The sequence below is a fragment of the Schinkia azotoformans genome (genome assembly GCF_035811335.1).
Classification (GTDB): Bacteria; Bacillota; Bacilli; order Bacillales; family Bacillaceae_J; genus Schinkia; species Schinkia azotoformans.
The window spans coordinates 57,684-80,042 of record NZ_JARSMD010000046.1; the positions used below are offsets into that span (position 1 = coordinate 57,684).

Consider the following 22,359-nt stretch of genomic DNA (forward strand, 5'->3'; position numbering starts at 1 on the left):
ATGTTATAAGTAGACTAAGCATTAGCGTAGTAATGTTTTATGATCTCTTCAAAAACTAGCTCGTCGTTTTTTTCAACGACGTAATCGGCTTTTTCAAAGGTCTCCTTCTTGCCAACCCCTACTGCATACATGCCTGCTGCTTTTATTGCTTCAATGCCGGCAGCTGCATCTTCAATTCCAATACAGCTCGATACTTCAACGTTTAGAAGATTGGCTGCGGTTAAAAAGATTTCTGGATCAGGCTTTCCGTTTTGAATCGTTTTCGCATCAACAACCACATCAAAATCATTTTCAAGCTCCAATGCCTTCATTACCGTACCTGCATTTTTACTTGCAGAGGCCAAGGCCAGCATAATCTTATTTTTTTTACAATCCCTAATTAATTGTTTAATGCCAGGTAAAATATCGGCCGGTGTTAACTCTTCAATCAGTTTGATGTACTGCTGATTTTTTTCAGCTGCCAGCATCATTTTTTCAGAATTAGAAAAGTCATTTTGTCTGTTTCCATGAATTAAAATTTTCTCCAACGATTCCATCCGTGAAATTCCTTTTAATTCTTCATTAAATTCTCTATTAAAAGGAATATTTAATTTGTCTGCGAGCTGTTTCCATGCTTGATAATGAAATTCAGCCGTGTTGGTAATGACACCATCCAAATCAAAAATAATGGCTTGAAGTTGTTTTTTTATAAAAATTGGCTGTTCCATTTGTAAAAAAACTTCCTGACCGCAGAGCTTTAATGATAAAGCTTCACCATCCAGCAATGTTAACTGGACCTGGTGTTGCTCCATAATAACCTCTAGCTTGCGGTTTTGGTATTGTAATCGAAATGTGAGCCTTTGCCATTGCTTCGGAATTATCGGCTCTAAAGAAAGGCCGGTTTCTTTAATTCGCAACCCCGCAAATCCAAAAACAATCGCCATCCAGGCTCCGCCCATATTGGCCATATGGAGGCCATCTTTTGTGTTTCCATGCGTATTATCTAGATCAAGCCGCGCTGTTTCTATAAAATAATCATAGGCTTTTTCGTGATAGCCAATTTTCGAAGCCATAATACTGAAAATACAGGATGACAACGAAGAATCATGGGTTGTAATTTTCTCATAATAATCGTAAGAATTTTTAATTGTGTCAAAATCCTGTTCATCCTCTAGTAAAAAATGTGCCAACACTGTATCTGCTTGTTTACAAACTTGATAGCGGTATAGTGTTAACGGATGATAATGAAGCAACAATGGATAGTTCTCTGTTGGTGTATTGTCAAAGTCCCATACGGCCTTTTGTAAAAAAGTATCATCCTGCGGGTTAATCTTTAATTTTTCATCGTATGGGAGATACATGGCCTCTCCGGCTTTTTTCCAATCTATAATTTCATCATCTGAAAGGGCTAAATGACTGAATATCTTCAAAAATGCTTCCGAATCCTTGTCTTTTATTAGCTTACAAGCTTTATAGGCCCATAGCAGGTTATACTTCGCGATCGCATTTGTATAGTAGTTATTATTAATGACACATGTATATTCGTCTGGACCCGTTACGGCATCGATTTTAAACTTTTCATCATGATAATGTCCAACATCGATCCAGAGCCGGGCTGTCTCTACTAACATCTCTGCTCCGTATTGTTTTAAAAATGGCCAATCTCCTGTCGCCAAAAAATATTGAATATAGCTATAGGCGATATCCCCACTGATATGATATTGAGCACTGCCAGACGGAAAATAGCTTGAGCATTCTGCTCCGGATATGGTCCTCCATGGGAATAAGGCCCCCTGCTTATGCCCCATTTCCTTTGCCCTGCTTCTCGCTGCCTCTAGCTTTTTATAACGATAGATTAATAGCCTTTTCGCCATTTCAGGCTTTGTAAGCAAAAAGACCGGAATCATGTAAATTTCAGTATCCCAGAAATAATGTCCACCATAGCCCTCACCTGTCAGACCTTTTGCTGCAATATTGCTATACTCGTCCCTACCAACAGATTGAAGCAATTGATAAAGATTAAAGCGGATTCCTTCTTGGAGTGCATCATCACCGTCAATTGTTATATTGGCCATTTCCCAAAAATTAGTTACATATTGTTTTTGTATTGCTAATAAATCGTCAAAGGTTTTTGTTTCGAATGTCCTCTGAAGTTCGATGCCTTTTTCTATTAAATTCCCTTCATGCCTTAATGTATCTACATAAATATTCCATTTTGTAAACTGGACAGGTTTTGTTAATTGGAATGTCATCGTACATTCAGAATGTGAACCAGCATGGGTGAGATCGCAATTGTAGTCAATATTTTTTATGCAATGTTGGCTGACACATACCGTTTTTAATTTTGAGGCAACCGTTTCAGCGAGGACAAATATCATTTCATCCTTCATTCCAGTCTGACTTACACGAAGCCGTTTCCCATGATCAGAACTGACACGTGGATCATTCAATCCAACATAATTCGAAACATCACCATTTACTGTTGATACTATTTTGACTGCTCCAAAGAAATTAATAGGTTCGATTTTTATATCAATAGCAAACAATTCACGTGTTGTAAAAGAAATGCAGCGGCGAAAGTGAAGCCTTACTTCTTTTCCAGCCGGTGATCTCCAATGAATGATTCGTTCAGAAAATCCTTGATCAAGATGAAGAAGACGTTCATATGAAAGAATATCGCCAGCAAATAGGGAAAAAGGCTCCTCTTCTTCCCCAAGAAAAATTCGAACCGTTTGTGCATCTATACTATTTAATAGCTTCTGCTCTGTATCGGGAAAGCCATAAAGCTTTTCACCGTAAGGAATTTCAACTAAATCATGAAAAGCATTTTGATAAGTGCCTCGTATTGACGTCAATCCATCCAAATATCCTTCTTCGAAGTTTCCTCTTACACCTAAATACCCGTTTCCTAATGCAAATAGACTTTCTAAGTTTAATAGGTCTTCTTGTGATAATGAATGATTTGAAAGGGTCCAAGTCATTTTTTCCACCTCTACGAGTTATTCTTTAACCCCACCAGATGTTAAACCAGATACGATTTGTTTTTGGAAGAAAAGAACAATAATCAGTGTTGGGATCGTCACAATCGTTGTTGCAGCAGCAACCTCTCCCCACAAAATTTCAAATTGAGTCCGCAAAAATGAAATTGCCACTGGAACGGTATGATATTCCTTATTAGAGTTAATCGTAATCGTCAATAAAAACTCGTTCCAGGCTGCAATAAATACGATAATCGCTGTCGTAAAAACACCAGGTGCTGCCAATGGAAAAACGATTTTAAAGAGCGTTTGTAATGGGGTAGCACCATCAATTTTTGCCGATTCTTCAAGTGCCAGCGGGATTTGATTGAAATGTGTTACAAGGATCCAAACCGCCATCGGCAATGTAATTGTGGAGTACGGTAAAATAATCGCATAGCTGTTTGTCAAACCAAGATCTAAAAATAAATTGTACACCGGACCGATAATAATCATTTGCGGAAACATCGAGACGGCTAATATTAACCCTAGTAAGATGTTTTTTCCTTTAAATTCAAATCTGGAGATTGCATAGGCCGCAAAGGTTGCAACCAGCACAATGTAAACTGTCGTCGATGTAGCCACGATTAAACTTGTTTTGATCGCATCAAAAATGCCTTTTTCGGTCACAACCTTAATGAAGTTTTGAAAAGTTGGATTTTCAGGAATAACTCGAAAGGCACCAGTTCCAAAAATTTCTCCCGATGTTTTAAAGGAGGTTATGAAAATCCATAAAAACGGGAAGAACATCGCAAACATATACATAATGATCAAGGCAGCAATTGTCATTTTAAGCGTCCGATTTGATGAAATCATCGTACTCCCCTCCTTTAGCTTTTATCCATTAAATTCGCACCGAGGATTTTGACATAAACAATCGCAATCAGGGCAACGCAAACGAACATGATCATTACAATGACGGAACCATAGCCGAAATTCGTTTGAGCAAACATCGCTTTGTATCCATAAATGGACAGCGTTTCGGTAGCACCGCCCGGTCCACCACCCGTTAAAACGTAAATTAAATCAAACACACGGAAGGCATCTAGAGTTCTAAATAATAAGGCAACAAGAATAGAAGGCTTCAAGAGTGGTAATGTTACTTGAAAAAATGATTGCACCCGATTTGCGCCATCAATAGAAGCTGCCTCATAAAGAGATTTAGGGATATTTTGCAGTCCGGCTAATAGGAGAAGGGCCATATACGGAGTTGTTTTCCAAACGTCCGCAATGATGGTTGAAAACATCGCCCCACTTCCTGAAAGAAGCAAGTCTCGTGAATCTCCAACAATGCCCATCATTTCAAACAGATGGGCCACGATTCCACTGCTTCCATCGTATAAATAACTCCACATTAACGCTGCTACGGCAGTTGGAATTGCCCACGGGATCAGGGATGTGGTCCGGATAAGACCTTGACCGATGATCGCCTTATTCATAATTAAGGCTAGGGCAAGACCAAGAATAAGTTCCAAAAAGACTGAAACGATCGTAAAAACAAAAGTATTTACGAGAGCCGTTTGCAATCTATTATCAGAAAGAGCTTTCTTATAAGCTTCTAATCCAATAAAATTCGATGGAATGATGCTATTTTCAATGTCTTCTACAATTAAAGGTAGATTTTCTTTATTTGGTGTATCATAATTTTCAGTTAAAGTGGAAATAACAGTTTTTGCTTCCTTTGATAAAGTAAGAAAGGTCTCTTTTTCCTCATCATTTATTTTTTGAACACCTTCCCTACCCTCAAACTGTGTTTCAACCGCATCCAATTTAGTAATCAACAGATCAATGTCCTTGGTCATCTTTGGATCATTGACCAACTTTTTATCTTCATTTAAAAACATTTTTAAATACATTTGTGTTTCATCATATAATTCAAAATTAAATTGCTCGCTTAAATAAAGCCCTGCTTTTGTCTGGTCATTCAGGCGGTAATCAAAAAAAGTGTAAGTGAAGGATTGAATAACCGGCCATAAGGAAAATACAGCGATCAATAGGATTACTGGTACAATAAAGAGGAATTCTTTAAACCTTAGCCTTTTCATTAGATTCCACCTCATTTCTATCGGTGATCATCGTATTGACTATTACGTAAAAAGGGCTGCCCTTTTGGTCAGCCCTATTCATTTACGATAATGGAATTTATTGCGCAATTGCTGCTTGAATGGCTTCAACCGCTGCATCTAAGCCTTCACCGGAACTTAAATATTTATGTGCTTCGATTTGAATTGTATCGGATACCTTTGAGTATTCAGGTGATACTGGTCTTGCAATCGTATTAGAAAGTGCGTTTTTGAAGCCTTCATAAGAAAGCATGTCATTTCCGGCAATTACTTCTTGGTCCTCTAATAATGCATTGAATCCTGGTAAATAACCGCCTTGAATAGACATTATTTTTTGTCCTTCAGGACCTGCTAAAAACTGAATAAACTCCCATGCCCCTTCAGCGTTTTTAGAGTTTTTGTTAATACCAAGTAACCAACCGCCAACAGAGCCACCATTTGGAAGTGGTGCAATGCCAACTTGGTCTACTTTTACCGTAACGCCATCCTCTTGACCCTTAATTCGACCAAATTGATATGGCCAGTTGCGAGCAAATACCGCATTTCCCTGTTCAAAGTTTGTATGTGTTTCACCTTCCATATAGTTTAAAATGTCTTTTGGACTATAACTGGCAGTTGTGAAAACATACATTTGCTCCAAGCCGCCTTTAATATCAGCAAATGACTTCGTGTATTCTGTTACGTTTACAGTTAAGCCTTCATATTGCTTGGATTGGTATAGGAAGCCATATTTAGTACCAGCTTGACCAGCATATTTTTCAGACATAGCTGCTAAATCAGCATAAGTATAGTCACCACTAATTAATTTTGCAGCATCCTCATTACTAACGATATCAGAACGGAAATATAATAATCCGAGGTCTGGGAAGAAAGGAAGTGTATATTGCTTTCCTTTAAAATTACCGGATGCCATTGAGCCGCTATTATATTGTTCCTTTGTTAGACCTGCATCTGACATATAAGCATCAATTGGTGTAATGAAACCGGCTCCTGCGAACTCACCGGCCCAAACGACGTCCATCGATAAAATATCATATTCATCAGAACCACTTGATAATGATGTTAATAATTGATCATGCATTTGAGCGGAATCATTTGTCATCTCAACCCATTTAACCTCATACTTGTCTTGACTTCCATTAAATGCATCGATTGCTGCTTGTGTAGCCGGGGTATTATCATTTTGTGCAGCAAATTTTAATACTACTTTTTCGGTGGTCTCTGGGGTGTCTGCTCCTTCTTGTTCATTCTGCGTTGTTGTTTTGTTATTAGAATTACAACCTGTTAAAAGAAATACAAATACCGAAAGCGCTAACAACATCGATAAAAATTTTTTCTTCTTCATTGAAAGGCCCCCTAACTAATTTGTAATATTTGCTTTACAAGTAAAATATTAGTGTTAAAAATGGCATACTTATATTAAAATATTAATAAAAGTATTAATTTTTTAATGTGGATGTGGAAAATTTATGAAAACTACAATGAATTCATCTGTTATTAAAAAATTTTTAGAAAGCCGGATTCAAAACAGGCAAGATAATTATGTCCATCCACCCTATGAACTCGAACAGCAGCTGTTAGATGCAGTTAGTCTTGCAAATCAGAAAAAGGCGGAAGAAACGCTGAAAAAAATTAATCAGCTGGATCGTGCGATTTTAGCAACACATCCGGTCCGGTCGCGAAAAAATGCGCTAATTGCCTTATGTACCCTTTTTACTAGAGCAATAATTAAAGGCGGCGTCTATCCGGAGGTTGCCTTTGAAGTAAGTGATGCCAACATTATCGAAATTGAAAAACTTCAAGACATTGAAGCGTTAGAACAATTTGAATACGCTATGCTTTACCACTTTTTACAAACCTTAGAGGAACAAAAGCATACTAACAATTACAGTCCTCCTGTAAAACTTGCAATTACATATATCTATGACAATATATTAAATGAGTTAACGCTTGATACCATTTCACACAATGTCTACGTCCATCCAAACTATTTATCATTCCGCTTCAAAAAAGAAGTGGGCAGCTCCATTACAGACTTTATAAATAATAAACGTTTGGAAGAATCTAAATACTTTTTGGTTCATACTAATACCACAATCTCGGACATTGCCCTCCTTTTTAAGTTTTGTAATCAAAGCTACTATACTTTACTTTTTAAAGAATATACCGGTATGACTCCAAGAGAATTCAGGAAAGTGAAACAGCAAATATGAAATATACTGGAAGCAAGGCATGGTTCTTGCTTCTTTTGATTCATATAATGATTGGTCCTTTAAAGCGAGCGGTTTAGGGCGATTGGGTCACCCATGGGTTGTTGAAGAATATACGGTAACGAAATGGGTGTCCATTTAAACTAAAGATCGAGTGTATCCGTTTTAAGTAGAATCTAGGATAAAAATAATGCCTGCCCAACAACTTTGAAAACTATTAAAGTTGGAGGCAGGCTGTTATTTTGGGTTCTGAATTTTTTATTTCAGTTTACATAATATTATTATGGTTATAAAGGTATGCGGTGCTAGTTCATATGGATTTGCAATGGACTCATTCTTTAACTATTATTTCCTTGATTAAAATTGGAGTCAGAGGCATATCTCTTTCATTTTTTTCAACAGCAGCAATTTGGTCAACAATCTCCATCCCTTCGATTACCTGACCAAAAACAGTATAATTATTATCCAGCCATGGTGTACCACCAACAGCTTTATATTTTTCAATAACATCAGGATTAAATCCAGCTTGCTCCATTTCACTTATTAAACTGTCATCGATTGAATCAGCTTGTACAATGAAAAACTGGCTTCCGTTCGTATTTGGACCACTGTTAGCCATAGATAGCGCTCCCCGGAAATGGGCCAACTCAGGTGAAAATTCATCTGGAAATGGTTCACCCCAAATACTCGTACCACCCGTGCTATTGCCGTTCGGGTCCCCACCTTGAATCATGAAATCTTCGATAACGCGATGAAATGTTAATCCATTATAATAGCCATTTTTGCTGTGGGTTAAAAAGTTCTCCACTGCTTTGGGCGCCTGGGCAGGGAATAGTTTGATTTTGATATCCCCTTTAGTTGTTTTCATAGTTGCGACAGGATCATCACTTTGAAGTTGTTTGAACTGCGGTAAAACTTCTTGTTGGGATTGGTCTGTAGTTATCTGAACAATTCTCTTATCTGCAAACCATTTCACATTTGCCCCTAATGCCTCACCTACAAAGCGAAGTGGCACCATCGTCCGCCCATTTATTATGGCAGCCGGAACATCAATTTCATTCACTGCTCCATTTACTTTCGTCGTTTTTGAACCAATTTTCAGCCATATGGTTTTGGCGTTTTTTATCGCAGTGATTTCCCGTTTTTCTGGATTCCATTGGACCGTAGCCCCTAATGATTCAAACACCCCTCTCAAAGGAACTAACGTCCGGTTATTCTCAATAATAGGTGGTTGGTCGTAGCTTTGATCTGTCCCATTAATAATCACTTGAATAGTAGGTGCAGCCGAGACGCTTTTGCTAATTATGAAAAAATTTAATAAAAGAACAGCGAATACAAGAATTTTTTTCATTTGTTTCCCCTTTCTGATAAAAATTATCAAACTCTATGTAATTTGTTTATACATACCATTTGATTGTAATGTAAAAAACGGAAGTGTTGAAGCAAAAAATATTGGAATGAGGGATGTTTAGTCAGTTTGGCTGAGGTAAATTAACTAATCTGCAATCAAATAGTGGCTGAGTATGGTTTGATGAGGATAAATTTTGGTTATCTACCATCAAATGGGGGACATGCGCGATTTGATGAGGATAAATCTTGGTTATTTACTATCAAATGGGGGCAGAGTGAGATTTGATGAGGATAAATTCTAGTTATTTACCATCAAATGGGGGACATGCGCGATTTGATGAGGATAAAACCTTTGCTTAATTAAATTTACCTGATCCAATTCTTCAGTGACTCTATTAATATATAATTCCAGCATTATTCTGCCCTATTACGTGAATCAGCAGCTCAAATAAGGTACAATTCCTAGCATATACCATCCTATTCAATGAATTCCCGGGCCCATGAAGGCACAATCTCCACTGTTAATTTAAATAATTGTAATAAAATTTTTTCAATAGTATTATTTATAGTGGACTTAAATAGATCGTAGATCGGGATTGGAGGTTCGCCCACTATGAGATTAACAATAATCAGACGAATTCTAATAATCCGTTTAGTTGTTTCATTAGTTTTGGATTATTGGAAGGTTTGCCAAATCGATAAGCGGCTTGAAGGTGAGGAACGAGCAGCAGCTTTAAATAGAATATATTCAAATGCCGGTAAGCGGGCACGTTGGACTGCTTTCAAATTGGAAAGTATTATCGTGAAAATTGGCCAATTTTTGAGTATGCGTGGTGACATATTACCCCATGCGTTTACAGAGGAACTTACCGATCTTCATGACGCCTTGCCTGCTGCCACCTTTTCGGCCGTAAAGCCTTTACTAGAAAAAGAACTGAACGGTAATATCTATACCGTGTTTAAGACATTCAATGAAGAACCGATTGCAGCTGCTTCACTTGCACAAGTTCATAAAGCAACCTTGTCCGATGAAACTGTGGTGGCTGTTAAAGTTATTAAACCAAAAATGGAACGGTTTGCTCACATTGATTTAAATACAATTGGCCTTGCAGCCAAGGTCATAAACCGGATACCGGCGCTCAGACGAAAAATGAATTTCGTTGATATGCATCGAGAGTTCACAGAAACAATTCATAGGGAACTTGATTGCCACCAAGAACTATCCCATATGGAACGGTTTAGCGAGATGTTCACTGATAATCCGAATGTCAAAATCCCAAACGTGTATAAGGAATTATCTACAAAACGGATATTGGTTATGGAATTTATTGAAGGTGCCCGCTTAACAGATCATGAAATATTATCAAAATGGCAGGTCGATCGGACAGCAATTGGGGAAACACTGCTTGATGCTTATTTCAAACAACTTCTTGTCTTTGGATTTATTCATGTCGATCCACATCCTGGGAACCTGCTCATACTTCGAGATCATCGGCTTTGTTTCTTAGATTTTGGAATGATTGATGAACTGACAACAGATGATGTTAAGACAATCCGCAGATTGTTCCAAAGTATAATGTTATGTGACATTAATGGCATCCTTTCAGCATTCGAGGATCTTGGTTTTTTACCACCAGAAACAAACTATAAAGAACTTATACCGATGATTTCCTTGGTGCTTGATCGTTTAGATGGTAGAGATGGACAACAGGATTCACCAGAATTAAAGCAGTTTGTTGCCGGAATGAAATATTTTATAAAAAACAGCCCGATTCAACTACAAGCAAAATATATGTTTCTGCTCCGAGGAACGGGAATTCTGATTACTGTTTTAAACCAACTTGCACCCGATACAAATTGGTTGGAAATCCTTTTGCGTGTTGGGCCACCGATTTTTGGTACACCTACCAAATCTCGCTAATTAAAAAACGACTTAGAGACAAGCCAAATCCTCTAAGTCGTTTTTTTTTCAAAAATATTCATGGATTTTTTTATTAAAAAACCACCTAAAAAAAACATGTGAAATATAATTGGAAATACAAATAGTAATAAAACTCCAATACCATTTCCATTTCTTGTATCGAATTATCTTAGTGTATTTAACAATCAATACTTCATTGCCCACTACAAATGAAGTATGAATAATACAGTACAACATTTTAATCCAAATATTTCTTCTCTCAGGGTAATAGAGGTTATACAGAATGCTTAATGTTGGATAAAAAAAATATTCAAAACAAAAACTTCCTTTATATGCTTTTCTGAAAAAGGGGCGATATGGATATTGAATTAGTTTCTTTTCGGCGACAAGTAAACCAAATATCCAAGTTATGACCTGTTTAAAAAGAAAAGGCACTATTGCGTAACGAACCTTATTTTTCGGAACAAAATTTAACAATAAAAATACACTTAATGCATATGCAGAGGCAATTATCACTCTTTCCTTTCGATAAGCCATATCAGCCTCCACCTTCCCTACGATTCATTAACTAACTATAAATATTTTTTACCTTTTGTTTAAAATCTATTCCTTAACTGAAGGACGTGTCTTTTAAATTTCTATAATAATCGGAAGAATCATCGGCTTTCGTTTTGTTTCTTTGAATACATATTGGCCCACTGATTTTCTGATATTTTGTTTAATTTCACTCCATTGCTTTCTACTTGTCACATCTATATCGTCAACTGTTTTAATTATAAGCTTGTTAATGTCCTTCAAAAGTTGCTCAGAGTCTTTCACAAACACAAATCCACGAGAAATGGTATCCGGGTCAGAGACTAATTTTTTATCCCGTTTATTCATCGTCAGTACAATAACGAGCATACCGTCTTCAGCGAGCTGCTTTCGATCACGCAACACAATCTCCCCTACATCACCGACGCCAATTCCATCAACGTAAGTATCCCCAGCGTCAATTTTTCGGGTCTGTCTGGCAACAGAACCTTCTATATCAACGACATCACCATTAGTCATAATAAAAGTATGATGATCCTCTACCCCAACAGATTCGGCAAGCTGTCGGTGAAGGTGCAGCATGCGGTACTCGCCATGAACTGGTATAAAATATTTGGGCTTCATCAAAGTTAGCATTAGTTTCAAATCCTCTTGATAGCCGTGTCCGGAAACGTGCATACCCGTTGTACTTCCCGATCCATATATCACTTTTGCACCGAGGGCAAACAGGTTGTCGATGATCTTTGTGACACTGCGTTCATTTCCTGGAATTGGTCCAGCCGCTAAAATCACCGTGTCACCAGATGAAATCTCAGCACCTCTATAGTCGCCAGTGGAAAGGCGGGCCAGTGCCGCAAGGGGTTCACCCTGACTACCCGTACAAAGAATCGCAACCCGTTCTGGCATCATTGTATTGATTAAATTAGGCTCAATGATCATCCCTTCGGGTACATCTAAATAGCCCCGTTCGATTGCAACTTGAACGACATTCACCATACTTCGTCCAAGCAGCGCAAGCTTTCGGTTTGTAATCTTACATGCTTCTACGACTTGTTGGACTCGATTAATATTGGACGCAAAGGTTGAGAGAACTACTTTTCCTTCTGCTTTTAAAAACGCTTCCAATACATGATCTCCAACTATTCTTTCAGATGGCGTTAATCCTGGACGTTCTGCATTCGTACTTTCCGATAATAGCAACAACACGCCATCTCTACCAATATCCGCCATTTTATGAATTTCTGAATATTCGTTATTGGCAGGTGTTAAGTCAAACTTAAAATCGCCAGTATGGACGATTTTTCCTTCTGGTGTATCAAAAACAATCCCGAGACAATCAGGTATACTGTGGTTTACTTTAAAAAAGCTAACACGGATGTCACTAAATGATAAAGTTGAGTTGCTGTTAATTTCCTTTAGTTCAGCCTCTCTTAGAAGTTGATGCTCTTCTAGCTTTAGTTCAATTAACCCCAATGTAAAACGGGTTGCATAAACAGGTACTTTCAATTTCTTTAAAAAATACGGTACCCCGCCAATATGGTCTTCATGACCGTGCGTAACAATCAATGCCTTTACCTTTTCTTTGTTTTCTTCCAAATAAGACATATCCGGAATAATTAAATCGATCCCCAATAAACTTTCATCCGGAAATTTATTGCCACAATCAATGACGATAATATCGTTGGCATTTTCAATGATATACATATTTTTCCCAATTTCATTCATGCCGCCTAATGCAAATATGGATAATACATTCTCTTTTTCGCTCACGTTTATCCTCCTGCAATCAATAATTAGTTGTAGTATAACCGATTGGGAGATTTATCATTAAAAAATACTGGGAAATATGAATATGGCAAAGGTAAAAAAATAAATATAATTTATCAAGTTTTTATATTTTACACTTTCTCAATGATGTTTTAAAATAGGCTAAAATGGGGTAAAAGGAGTTTATTTAATGAATAATAAAATCGATATAATTGCGCGTAGAATCCTTGGTTGGAAGCTCAATAGATGGGATCGTTGGTATGATCATGAAAATGGTACTTACATACATGAATCTGAATTCCAGCCGGAACAAGAGCTTGACCATGCAATGCGAATCGTTGAAAAACTAGAAAAGTTCGGATATACATATACTGCAAAAGATGAAAAAAATGTTTGCTTTAACGGAGTATGTGGTACCGGGGAAACGTTAGCACAAGCGATTACGAATGCAGCCTTTGAACTGGCAGATAATCCCGCAATTGATCCGGGTTGGCTGTAAATTTTTTAAAATACAGGACATAAGCAGAGGGTTCTCCTCTGCTTATTTTTTTATTGCATTAGTGTTTTAACTCTATTAAGTAAAGAGGATTTCCTTCGGGATCACTGAAGTAGGCAATTTTAGTTGCTCCTTCTTCCATGATAGGTTGGAATTCAACCCCACGGGATTCTAACAATTTTACAGCTGAATCTAGTTCTTGTACTTCCAATGCAATATGAATGCTTCCTGATTTTCCTGAATGAGATTCTTGTCCCGCGCGGGGCTGCACTAGTCCAATTGCCAAACCTGGTGCTTCAACCTGCACAAGATGCCCTTCTATTTTGAATTGCACCTTTAATCCAAGTGTTTCCACGTAAAATTGTTCCGCCTTATTTAAATCTTCTACTTCTATTGTCACAGCACCACTCTTGAACATTTTATATCCCTCCATTATTTTCTATTCTATTTTATTATATTTAATAATTCATTTTGTTTGCAAATGCTATGCTTTTTTGGAATAGACTTATTTTAAAAGAACATAATAACTAAATTGGAGGGGGTCAAATTTTATTAAATTTGGTTCAATATGATAATATTGGAAGCAGAAACAATATGGGAGGAATTGATGATGTTACCGAACTTTGAAGAAAATCTACACAAATACGCAAAACTTCTAGTAGCAAAAGGATTAAATGTGCAGCCAGGTGATTGGGTAAAGATGACCATTACAGTAGATCAAGCGCCCTTAGCACGTCATGTTACGAAAGAAGCTTATGCCTTAGGTGCTGAAAAAGTGATTGTGAAATGGTCCGATGATGAAATTACGAAATTGCATTATCTTCACCAACCTACAGAAGTGTTAACAAACATTCCGCAATATGAAATTGAGGAATCGGAAGACCATGTATTGAATCATCGCGTTTGCCGACTTTCGATTATTTCAAGTGACCCTGGCCTACTAAATGAAATTGATCCTGCAAAAGTGGCTGCTTACCAATCTGTATTTGGCAAAGCGTTCCATGTACAACGAAAAGCAACACAAAATAATGATTTGAAATGGACAGTTGCGGCGGCTGCCGGTGCTGGTTGGGCTGCTAAAGTATTCCCTGAGCTTGCTACATCCGAAGAACAAGTAGATGCTTTATGGGATCAAATTTTTAAAACTTGCCGTGTCTATGAGGATGACCCAATTGCTGCATGGGATGCCCATAAAAAGACATTGGAAGAAAAAGCGACAAAATTAAATGAAATCCAGTTTGATGCTCTTCACTACACTGCACCTGGTACTGATTTGACTTTAGGCTTACCTAAAAACCATATTTGGGCAAGTGCAGGAAGCAATGATCCAAAAGGAGTAGAATTTATCGCCAATATGCCAACTGAGGAAGTGTTTTCTGCACCAGATACACATCGTATGGACGGTGTCGTACGAAGCACGAAGCCACTCAGCTATGCTGGAACATTGATTGAAGGAATCGAAGTTCAATTCAAAGACGGCAAGATTGTCGACATTTCTGCGGAAAAAGGCGATGAAACGATTAAAAAGTTGGTCTTTGACAATGAAGGAGGTACGGGCTTAGGGGAAGTTGCACTTGTCCCAGATCCATCGCCAATTTCACAATCAGGGATTACATTCTTTAATACACTATTTGATGAAAATGCTTCGAATCATTTGGCAATTGGTTCCGCCTACCCTACCAACATAAAAGGTGGTACTGAAATGAGCCAAGAAGAATTATTAAAACATGGGGTGAACACGTCTACAGTCCACGTAGACTTCATGATTGGTTCAAAGGAAATGAATATTGACGGCATTAAACAAGATGGCACCGTTGTTCCAATTTTCCGTAACGGGGATTGGGCGATTTAAGTTCTCAATCATAAATAATGCTCCTACTATAATCAAATCTTGATTAAGAGTAGGAGCATTTTGTTTCAGGTGAAAATGTATTCCACCTCACCATTTTTCTCTATGATTTTTAAATTATACTGTTCCAGAAACCATGAATCCTCATTAGTAAAATAAAACGTAATCCCTTCTACCTCAGTTTTAATCGTGATATCCCTTTCTTTTCCAATAGAGATCCCAAGATAGTAGGATGGGTGTGCTGTTGGAATACCCCCATAAATTTTTACAACAAAACGAACAAAATCCCCCGGTTTTAAATCCATTTCAGATGCAAACCATTTTGCTGCATCCTCACTTACTTCCAGCTTCATTCGGACACCTCTTTAAGCTCCACTTTTTTCCATAACTGCAAAGTAGTTATTTTCAAAATTACTCCATCTTCTGGTTTCTATATAAATTGTTGTTCAAAACGAATTACTTTATTCCCCCACTAACATTATTATTCTTTCCTAAACTAATACATCAAATGAAAATACAATAATCATGATAAGCTGTATAATTCCTTTTGCAAACGTTCCGCTTAAAAAAGCTATTAAGGTGGCAAATGCTACTTTTATTGATTCCTGGAAGGTTTTCTTTTGGATAATTTCAGAGATTAAAACCATTGCGAATGGCACGATGATGACTCCAAAAGGTGGAATCACAAAACTGCCGGCTATTAACCCTATCGCTGCCGCTCTCATTCCCCATTTTGTTCCCCCAGCTTTATCGACAAAATGAAGATTCGCTAGATAATCGGCTAAAAATAATAAAATCGTTAAGATCACAAACAACGTCCATGAAATCCAAGAAAGTTCATTTGGATTAATTCCAAAATGATATAATACTACACCACCCCATATCATTACAACTGCTGGAATGATGGGATAGACAAGTCCTACAAAACTCAGGATGAAACAGGCAATAATAATAATCCAAAAAATAATGTCTACGATCGTAATCACACCTTTTTTATTTATCTGCTTCCATACAAAATCTTTATACTGTTCTTACGTCTTAAAAAGGGTAGAGGTTTCAACTATATATTCATACTACTTCGCAATGAACTGTGAATGAATTTTTTTTATTAAGGAAAAAATAAAGGCAAAAGGAGGTATAAAATTGTTATGGTTTTTCTTATTAAATTTGTGACTTGTATAGTGGCCTATGCAGTGGCCCTTGATCTATTTTTTGATGCGACATGGACGGATATTATATCGTTTAGTCTGCTGACAACTGTAGTTTCCTATTCTTTAGGAGATCGAATTTTACTGCCGCGGATTGGAAATATGAATGCTATTATTGCTGATTTTCTCCTTTCTTATTCGATTGTTTGGGCATTTGGAAGTGTACTTTTGAACAGCTATTTGCAGATCGCTTGGGGCAGTATCATTTCAGCGGTCATTATTACAGCCGGGGAGTATTTCGTACATCGTATCCTTCTTAAGTCCATACTGGAAGAAAACAAAAACAGAGGCGGCGCTCCTGGAAAGCTTGCTTATGCAATGGAAATGGGCGAGGAAAACGAACCTCTTAAAGAGAAGTAATAACAAAGGCGGAGTCCCAAAATATGGACTTCCGCCTTTTTCCTTTTCTATCCAACGTTTTCGTTTTCACTAGAACTTTCAACCGAATTTTTCTTCTTCATTCTATATCCTACATAAAGAATCAAAAACCAAATTGGTGCGACAACCAAGGCTATTCGCATTCCTTCAATAAAGGCCATCAAAACAATTACAAGTGCCAAAAATGCTAGTGCCGAATAGGTTGATATTGGATGGAGTGGCATTTTAAATGCTAATTTATTAACTTCATCCTTTGTTTTTGACTGTCTGAACTTTAATTGCGTAATCAAAATAATCGTCCAGCTTGTTATTACAGCAACAGTTGCTACAGATGAAATATAAATAAATACTTTTTCAGGAACAATATAATTTAAAAATACAGCTAATAACAGGATTGAGGAAGAAAATAGGATTCCTCGTCTTGGAGTACCATACCTATTGAGCTTTCCGAAGTATTTTGGTCCATTGTTTTGTAAAGATAAATTATAAAGCATTCTCCCTGTACTAAATAAACCACTATTAAAGGCAGACAACGCCGCTGTTAACACGACAAAATTAATAATATAGGCTGCCCCGGGGATTCCAATTTTATCAAAAATTAACACAAACGGACTTCCATTCGTCCCTATTTCGTTCCAAGGATATAAAACCATCATAATGCCTAATGCCGCAATATAAAAAATTAGAATTCTCCAGACAACATTGTTGATGGCTGATGGAATTGATTTCTGCGGGTTTTTAGCCTCTCCGGCGGTAATCCCAACAAGTTCAACTCCACCAAATGAAAACATAACTAACACTAAAGACATTAAGATCCCTGACACTCCATTAGGAACAAAGCCACCATGTACCCAAAGATTGTCAAAGCCTATTGGGTTACCACCATTGCCGATACCAAAAAGAATAATTCCTAAGCCTACAAGGATCATACCGATAATAGCAACGACTTTTATCAACGCAAACCAAAATTCAAACTCGCCAAAGGCTTTTACATTCGCAATGTTTATCATAGAAATTAAGACAAGTGCCACTAAAGCACTGACCCATTGTGGAATATCCGGGAACCAGTAATTGACGTAAACACCGACAACGGTTAATTCCGCCATTCCAACAACGACCCACATGAACCAATATGTCCAACCAGTTAGGTAACCCGCAAATGGTCCTAAATAACGGTTTGCATAGGAACTAAAAGAACCGGAAACTGGCTCATCAACAGCCATTTCGCCCAACGCTCTCATAATTGTAAATATGACAAGGCCTCCGACTAAATAGGAAATTAAAATTGATGGACCTGCCGTTTGAATTGTAGAACTTGAGCCATAGAAAAGCCCCACACCTATTGCACCGCCAAGTGCTATGAGCTGGATGTGTCTATTATCTAACCCCCGTTGTAGTTTTTCTTTTTCATGTTGTTTTTTCACACATCTATCCACCTTTCAAATTTATACATTTATTATTCTAGAATAACCAAAAAAGTTTCATTTTTCTATATAAAAGAAAATTCACCATATTCATAAAATTTACCATTATAATATTAGATTGAAAAAAGAGGCAGTCCAATACGCGATTAATTCCATTGGCTACCCCTTTTTTCGTATTATTGCTGTTTCCATATTTCATTCATTTTATTTGACACTAACGGATAAAAATATTGGGTTGCACTCTTTGTTGTATTTCCACCAAAAAAGGCAGTCCCCGGACATGTTTTAACAGCAGCCCCTTGACTGTTATCCAGTACCCTATTCCCTGTTCGCAAATCCCACCAACGATGGTAAGTAATTGTATCAACCGATGGAGTTAACCCAAACTTAATGCACAGCAGGGCTGTAATGTACACGATGGTTTCCTTTTGCTCCTTTGTCATCACATCAAAACCTTGGTCAAAGTTCCCAACGTGTTCAATCATGATCCCAGCATGGTTCGCCCCCCACCCTATAGTCCCTTCAGGAGCAACGTTGAATGGTCTGGAAACCGCTATTTTTCCATCAGGAAAGGTCGTGATGTTTTGCGCAATATTGTTCCATTTCATCGTTTGTCTATGATAATTTTCCATCCCTTTTAACAACGAAAAATGGTTGCCACCTTTAAAGTGCTTGTAGGATGGGGACCATGTATGATGTTGCTGGATTAGATTAACTTTTCTGCTGAACTTATGATTTAGCAGCCATTCCTTGAATTCCTCCCGCGTCATCAAAATGTGCTGCCCCTCTATAGACATTCTTTTTGGCGAGATCTTCATTTTTTGCCCAACAGTTAATGCATCTGATGAAAGCCCATTGGTTATTTTTATCGTTTCAACTGTAGTATTAAATGCTATTGCAATTTTCTGCAATGAATCCCCTGCCACAACTTCGTAGTTGGCAGGAACTTTTAGTTTTTGGCCTATAAATAATAAATTTGTTTGCAAACCATTAGTCGCTTTTATATCTCCAACCGTTGTATCAAATTTGACTGCGATTTCTTCTAATGAATCACCAGATTTTACATAATAAAGATTCCCGGGATTATTGCCGGCAGCATTTGCATGATCCGTATATATGAAGATGTAACTTAACAATATCAACCCAACCACAAAGATTTTTTTCATTTTGATATCCCTTCTTTGTATTTCTGCTTAGTTTGGAATATCAGTAAAGAAATTATGTGGGACTTAGGGTCGGGTTCTCCGGCTCAATTGGCGGGTGGGATGGGACATGGGGTCGGGAACTCTGGCCCAATTATTAAATAACCCTCTCTTCCGCCACTACTTGGTTTTTAGTCGATTTAACACTTGAGATGATCACGCTGAGAAAAACTAAAAATGCACCAATATATCCATTAATAGACATGATTTCATGGGCAAAAACGTACCCAAATATAGCTGCAAAAACTGGCTCTAACGAGAAAATTAATCCGGTCCGTGTTGGTGATGTGTACTTCTGGGCAACAATTTGGATGATAAACCCAAATCCACTACAAACGATGGCAAGGGTAAGAACAGCAAACCAACCCTTAAGTGTCGACGGGAATGTAGGTGTTTCAAAAATAAAGGAAAATACTAAACCATATAGGCTAGCAAACCCTAATTGTAGAATGCCGACATTTAGCGTATCAACTTCCTTTGCCGCAACGCCTGCCACAGTGATATGTAGGGCATAAAACAAAGCGGTCCCGATACATAATAAATCTCCGGTCATAATTTTAAACGGAGGGTGGATGGTCAGAAGTGCAATTCCGGTTAGAGCAATCAAAATGCTAAGTAGTAATCTCAGCTCGAGTTTCTTTTTGAATATAAAAATGGAAAACAACGGGACAAATATGACCGTTAGGCTAACTAAAAATCCTGCGTTCGTTGTTGTCGTTGTGTTCAAGCCGTATGTGACCGTGACAAATACAAGAAATAAAAGAAAACCCAAAAGTAGCGCATATTTGATTGTTTTAAAATTAGTGTGTCGCAATCTTTTTGAAAAAACAGCCGCAGCGATTAGAAATGCGATGCCGAACCTTAACGCAATTAAGGTAAACTCTCCTACTGCATCAAGACCCATTTTCATTAAAAGATAGGACGCCCCCCAACCTACCGTTGCCAATAATAGCAATACATCTGCCCTTAGCTGTGTCACTTTCAATTTCCCCCTCCATTTTATAGAACAAAACCATTATACTAAGAGCTATAAAACAAGTAAAACAAATGTTTCTTATAGTTAACATGAGTAAAACTAATGTATTATCATGAAACGGGGGTGACCTTGGTTTGAGCATTAATAAGTACAAGGTTTTTAAAAAGGTGGTCGAGCTTGGAAGTCTAACGAAAGCAGCGGAAGCACTGGGATTCACCCAATCAGGGGTGAGCCATCTGATTAATAGTCTTGAGGATGATGTCGGGTTTTTATTACTCTCACGAAATCGGTCCGGCGTAAAATTAACGGAAAACGGAGAAATGATTTTAAAAACAGTATCGGAAATTTTAAAATGGCATGAACATCTAGAACAGCAGGTTGCCGCGATTCATGGGATTGAATTAGGGACCATTCATATCGGAACCTTTACAAGTGTTTCCGTTAACTGGTTACCCGGAATCATCAAGGATTTTCAGCATGATTATCCGAATATTTCAGTTAACTTTATCGAAGGTGATTATCGAGAAATTGAGGATTGGATTGCAGACGGAAAGATTGATTGCGGCTTCCTTTCACTTCCAACGAGGGATACGTTTGATGTGCTACCGTTGGCAAAAGACCAAATGCTGGTTTTATTGCCTATTGATCATCCATTAAGCACTAAGTCTATTCTTAGTTTGGCTGATATAATGGAAGAACCTTTTATTATGCAAAGAAAAGGTGGAGATGATGATATCAACAGGGTGATTGAAGGCACTCCCTTTAAACCTAAGATAAAATATACGGTGGCAGATGATTATGCAATCATGGCAATGGTTGAAAAAGGGCTCGGCATCAGTATACTTCCCGAACTAGTTCTGCGGGGACAACAGCGAAAAATTAGGTTGATCGGGCTCAAGGAGCCAAAATACCGCTCACTTGGTATAGCCGTGAACTCGATGAAACACGTGTCGCCTGCGACCAAGCGGTTTCTGGATTATGTGCAAAAGTACCCAGAGTTGAAAGTGTATAACGGTTAATAAATGACTGTTATCTGCTATCAAATGGGAGCAGAACTCGGTTTGGTAAGGATAATCCAGCATTATCTATAACCAAATAGGCGCAGACCCCTGTTTGGTGAGGATAAATCCGCGTTATCTATTATCAAATGTGTGTTGACTCTGGTTTGGTGAGGATAAATCCGCATTATCTATTATCAAATGTGTGTTGACTACGGTTTGGTGAGGATAAATCCTTGATATCCATAAACGAAGATAAGTGACGGTTTGATTATGGATAATCACCTATTATCCATAATCAAACCAGTAAAATGATGCATTGGTTCTTGATAAAATCAAGTGTATTTGCTATTTCAGCAACTTCAAAATTCGCTTAAACTGCTCCCCTTCTGCTGTTTCCATTAGCTCATACAATGCCATTTCCACACTAGTCCACTGAATTCCCGCAGACTTCATTTTTTCAAGCCCGATCTCTTTATTTAACGAGGCGCGCGAAGATACTGCATCAGCAACAACCTCCACCTCATAACCTAAATCCTTTAACCCAGTAGCTGTTTGATACACGCAAATATGTGTTTCAATGCCCGCGATCAGTATTTGTTTACGTCCGGTCTTTTCGATGGCCTCCATAAAGTCGGGATTTTTGCAGGCGCTGAATGTGATTTTTCTGATAGGTTCCATCCCAGCTAAATGGGCCGTTAATTCCTGATTCGTTGGACCCAAACCTTCAGGATACTGCTCAAGCCAAACAATCGCAACATCAAGTAAACGTAGCCCTTGAATTAAGTTCTTTAGATTGGCGATCATCTTTTCACTATCCTGCACAATTTTCGATAACTTCCCTTGCACATCTACTAGCACAAAAACCGTATTTTCTTTATTTAACATGTTGTTCCTCCCCCTTTATCTACAACTGTACAACTTGTATTTTACCATAAATTTACACTCCATCTCTCTGTGGGACATAGGGTCGGGAACACTAGCTTT

At 37.8% G+C, this 22,359-nt stretch carries 20 protein-coding genes and 1 pseudogene; 7 read left to right on the forward strand and 14 right to left on the reverse strand.

Translation table 11 applies throughout. From position 1 onward, the window contains the following. Positions 1-14: 14 nt before the first annotated feature. From pgmB to P9E47_RS21120, 4 genes are all read right to left on the reverse strand, one after another. Positions 15-2,960, reverse strand: a complete 2,946-nt coding sequence (gene pgmB, locus P9E47_RS21105) for a beta-phosphoglucomutase (protein ID WP_326164775.1) — start codon at positions 2,958-2,960, stop codon at positions 15-17. An 18-nt stretch (positions 2,961-2,978) separates the two neighbouring features. Beyond that, positions 2,979-3,812, reverse strand: coding sequence for a carbohydrate ABC transporter permease (locus P9E47_RS21110; protein WP_003330109.1), 834 nt, complete (start codon positions 3,810-3,812; stop codon positions 2,979-2,981). Between the two features lie 14 nt (positions 3,813-3,826). Beyond that, positions 3,827-5,041: a carbohydrate ABC transporter permease gene (locus P9E47_RS21115; protein WP_326164777.1), complete on the reverse strand. Its 1,215-nt coding sequence runs from the start codon at positions 5,039-5,041 to the stop codon at positions 3,827-3,829. Positions 5,042-5,138: 97 nt separating this feature from the next. Beyond that, positions 5,139-6,404 (reverse strand): extracellular solute-binding protein, encoded by a 1,266-nt coding sequence (locus P9E47_RS21120; RefSeq protein WP_326164778.1) that lies wholly within the window; start codon positions 6,402-6,404, stop codon positions 5,139-5,141. A gap of 124 nt (positions 6,405-6,528) precedes the next feature. Between P9E47_RS21120 and P9E47_RS21125 the strand changes: the two genes are divergently transcribed. After that, positions 6,529-7,272, forward strand: coding sequence for a helix-turn-helix domain-containing protein (locus P9E47_RS21125; RefSeq protein WP_326164781.1), 744 nt, complete (start codon positions 6,529-6,531; stop codon positions 7,270-7,272). 58 nt (positions 7,273-7,330) lie between these two features. Next, positions 7,331-7,411, forward strand: a pseudogene (locus P9E47_RS21130) (hypothetical protein); the annotation flags it as partial. Between the two features lie 189 nt (positions 7,412-7,600). On the opposite strand, the gene P9E47_RS23020 reads toward P9E47_RS21130, so the two are convergent. After that, positions 7,601-8,620 carry a peptidylprolyl isomerase gene (locus tag P9E47_RS23020; RefSeq protein WP_407697212.1) on the reverse strand — a complete coding sequence of 340 codons (1,020 nt, stop codon included), beginning with the start codon at positions 8,618-8,620 and terminating at the stop codon, positions 7,601-7,603. Between the two features lie 612 nt (positions 8,621-9,232). Between P9E47_RS23020 and P9E47_RS21145 the strand changes: the two genes are divergently transcribed. Continuing rightward, positions 9,233-10,540, forward strand: a complete 1,308-nt coding sequence (locus tag P9E47_RS21145) for an ABC1 kinase family protein (RefSeq protein ID WP_326164783.1) — start codon at positions 9,233-9,235, stop codon at positions 10,538-10,540. A 48-nt stretch (positions 10,541-10,588) separates the two neighbouring features. Here P9E47_RS21145 and P9E47_RS21150 read toward each other — a convergent pair whose 3' ends face one another. Next, positions 10,589-11,077 carry a CBO0543 family protein gene (locus P9E47_RS21150; protein ID WP_326164785.1) on the reverse strand — a complete coding sequence of 163 codons (489 nt, stop codon included), beginning with the start codon at positions 11,075-11,077 and terminating at the stop codon, positions 10,589-10,591. Positions 11,078-11,170: 93 nt separating this feature from the next. Continuing rightward, on the reverse strand, positions 11,171-12,844 hold the full coding sequence (locus P9E47_RS21155) for a ribonuclease J (RefSeq protein ID WP_326164787.1): 1,674 nt from the start codon (positions 12,842-12,844) through the stop codon (positions 11,171-11,173). A gap of 187 nt (positions 12,845-13,031) precedes the next feature. Here P9E47_RS21155 and P9E47_RS21160 point away from each other — a divergent pair, with 187 nt between their 5' ends. Continuing rightward, positions 13,032-13,340 carry a BC1872 family protein gene (locus tag P9E47_RS21160; protein ID WP_003330100.1) on the forward strand — a complete coding sequence of 103 codons (309 nt, stop codon included), beginning with the start codon at positions 13,032-13,034 and terminating at the stop codon, positions 13,338-13,340. Between the two features lie 58 nt (positions 13,341-13,398). Here P9E47_RS21160 and P9E47_RS21165 read toward each other — a convergent pair whose 3' ends face one another. Continuing rightward, a complete protein-coding gene (locus tag P9E47_RS21165) occupies positions 13,399-13,755 on the reverse strand; it encodes a VOC family protein (protein WP_003330099.1) in 357 nt (118 codons plus the stop codon). A gap of 189 nt (positions 13,756-13,944) precedes the next feature. Here P9E47_RS21165 and P9E47_RS21170 point away from each other — a divergent pair, with 189 nt between their 5' ends. Then, entirely contained in the window at positions 13,945-15,189 is a 1,245-nt protein-coding gene (locus P9E47_RS21170) for an aminopeptidase (protein WP_326164790.1), read from the forward strand. Between the two features lie 65 nt (positions 15,190-15,254). Here the strand turns inward: P9E47_RS21170 and P9E47_RS21175 are convergent, their stop codons facing one another. Beyond that, positions 15,255-15,539, reverse strand: a complete 285-nt coding sequence (locus P9E47_RS21175) for a HesB/YadR/YfhF family protein (RefSeq protein ID WP_003330097.1) — start codon at positions 15,537-15,539, stop codon at positions 15,255-15,257. Positions 15,540-15,677: 138 nt separating this feature from the next. Next, positions 15,678-16,172 (reverse strand): DUF456 domain-containing protein, encoded by a 495-nt coding sequence (locus P9E47_RS21180; protein ID WP_326164792.1) that lies wholly within the window; start codon positions 16,170-16,172, stop codon positions 15,678-15,680. A 162-nt stretch (positions 16,173-16,334) separates the two neighbouring features. Here P9E47_RS21180 and P9E47_RS21185 point away from each other — a divergent pair, with 162 nt between their 5' ends. Next, entirely contained in the window at positions 16,335-16,754 is a 420-nt protein-coding gene (locus P9E47_RS21185) for a YndM family protein (RefSeq protein WP_003330095.1), read from the forward strand. 47 nt (positions 16,755-16,801) lie between these two features. Here P9E47_RS21185 and P9E47_RS21190 read toward each other — a convergent pair whose 3' ends face one another. From P9E47_RS21190 to P9E47_RS21200, 3 genes are all read right to left on the reverse strand, one after another. Next, positions 16,802-18,196 (reverse strand): amino acid permease, encoded by a 1,395-nt coding sequence (locus P9E47_RS21190; RefSeq protein ID WP_326164794.1) that lies wholly within the window; start codon positions 18,194-18,196, stop codon positions 16,802-16,804. 176 nt (positions 18,197-18,372) lie between these two features. Further along, positions 18,373-19,368: a peptidoglycan recognition protein family protein gene (locus tag P9E47_RS21195; protein ID WP_407697213.1), complete on the reverse strand. Its 996-nt coding sequence runs from the start codon at positions 19,366-19,368 to the stop codon at positions 18,373-18,375. 127 nt (positions 19,369-19,495) lie between these two features. Beyond that, positions 19,496-20,377, reverse strand: coding sequence for a DMT family transporter (locus tag P9E47_RS21200; protein WP_326164798.1), 882 nt, complete (start codon positions 20,375-20,377; stop codon positions 19,496-19,498). Between the two features lie 131 nt (positions 20,378-20,508). On the opposite strand from P9E47_RS21200, the gene P9E47_RS21205 reads away from it, so the two are divergent. Next, positions 20,509-21,393, forward strand: coding sequence for a LysR family transcriptional regulator (locus tag P9E47_RS21205; protein WP_326164801.1), 885 nt, complete (start codon positions 20,509-20,511; stop codon positions 21,391-21,393). A 327-nt stretch (positions 21,394-21,720) separates the two neighbouring features. On the opposite strand, the gene P9E47_RS21210 is transcribed toward P9E47_RS21205, so the two are convergent. Next, positions 21,721-22,260: a hydrolase gene (locus P9E47_RS21210; RefSeq protein WP_326164804.1), complete on the reverse strand. Its 540-nt coding sequence runs from the start codon at positions 22,258-22,260 to the stop codon at positions 21,721-21,723. Positions 22,261-22,359 lie beyond the last annotated feature (99 nt).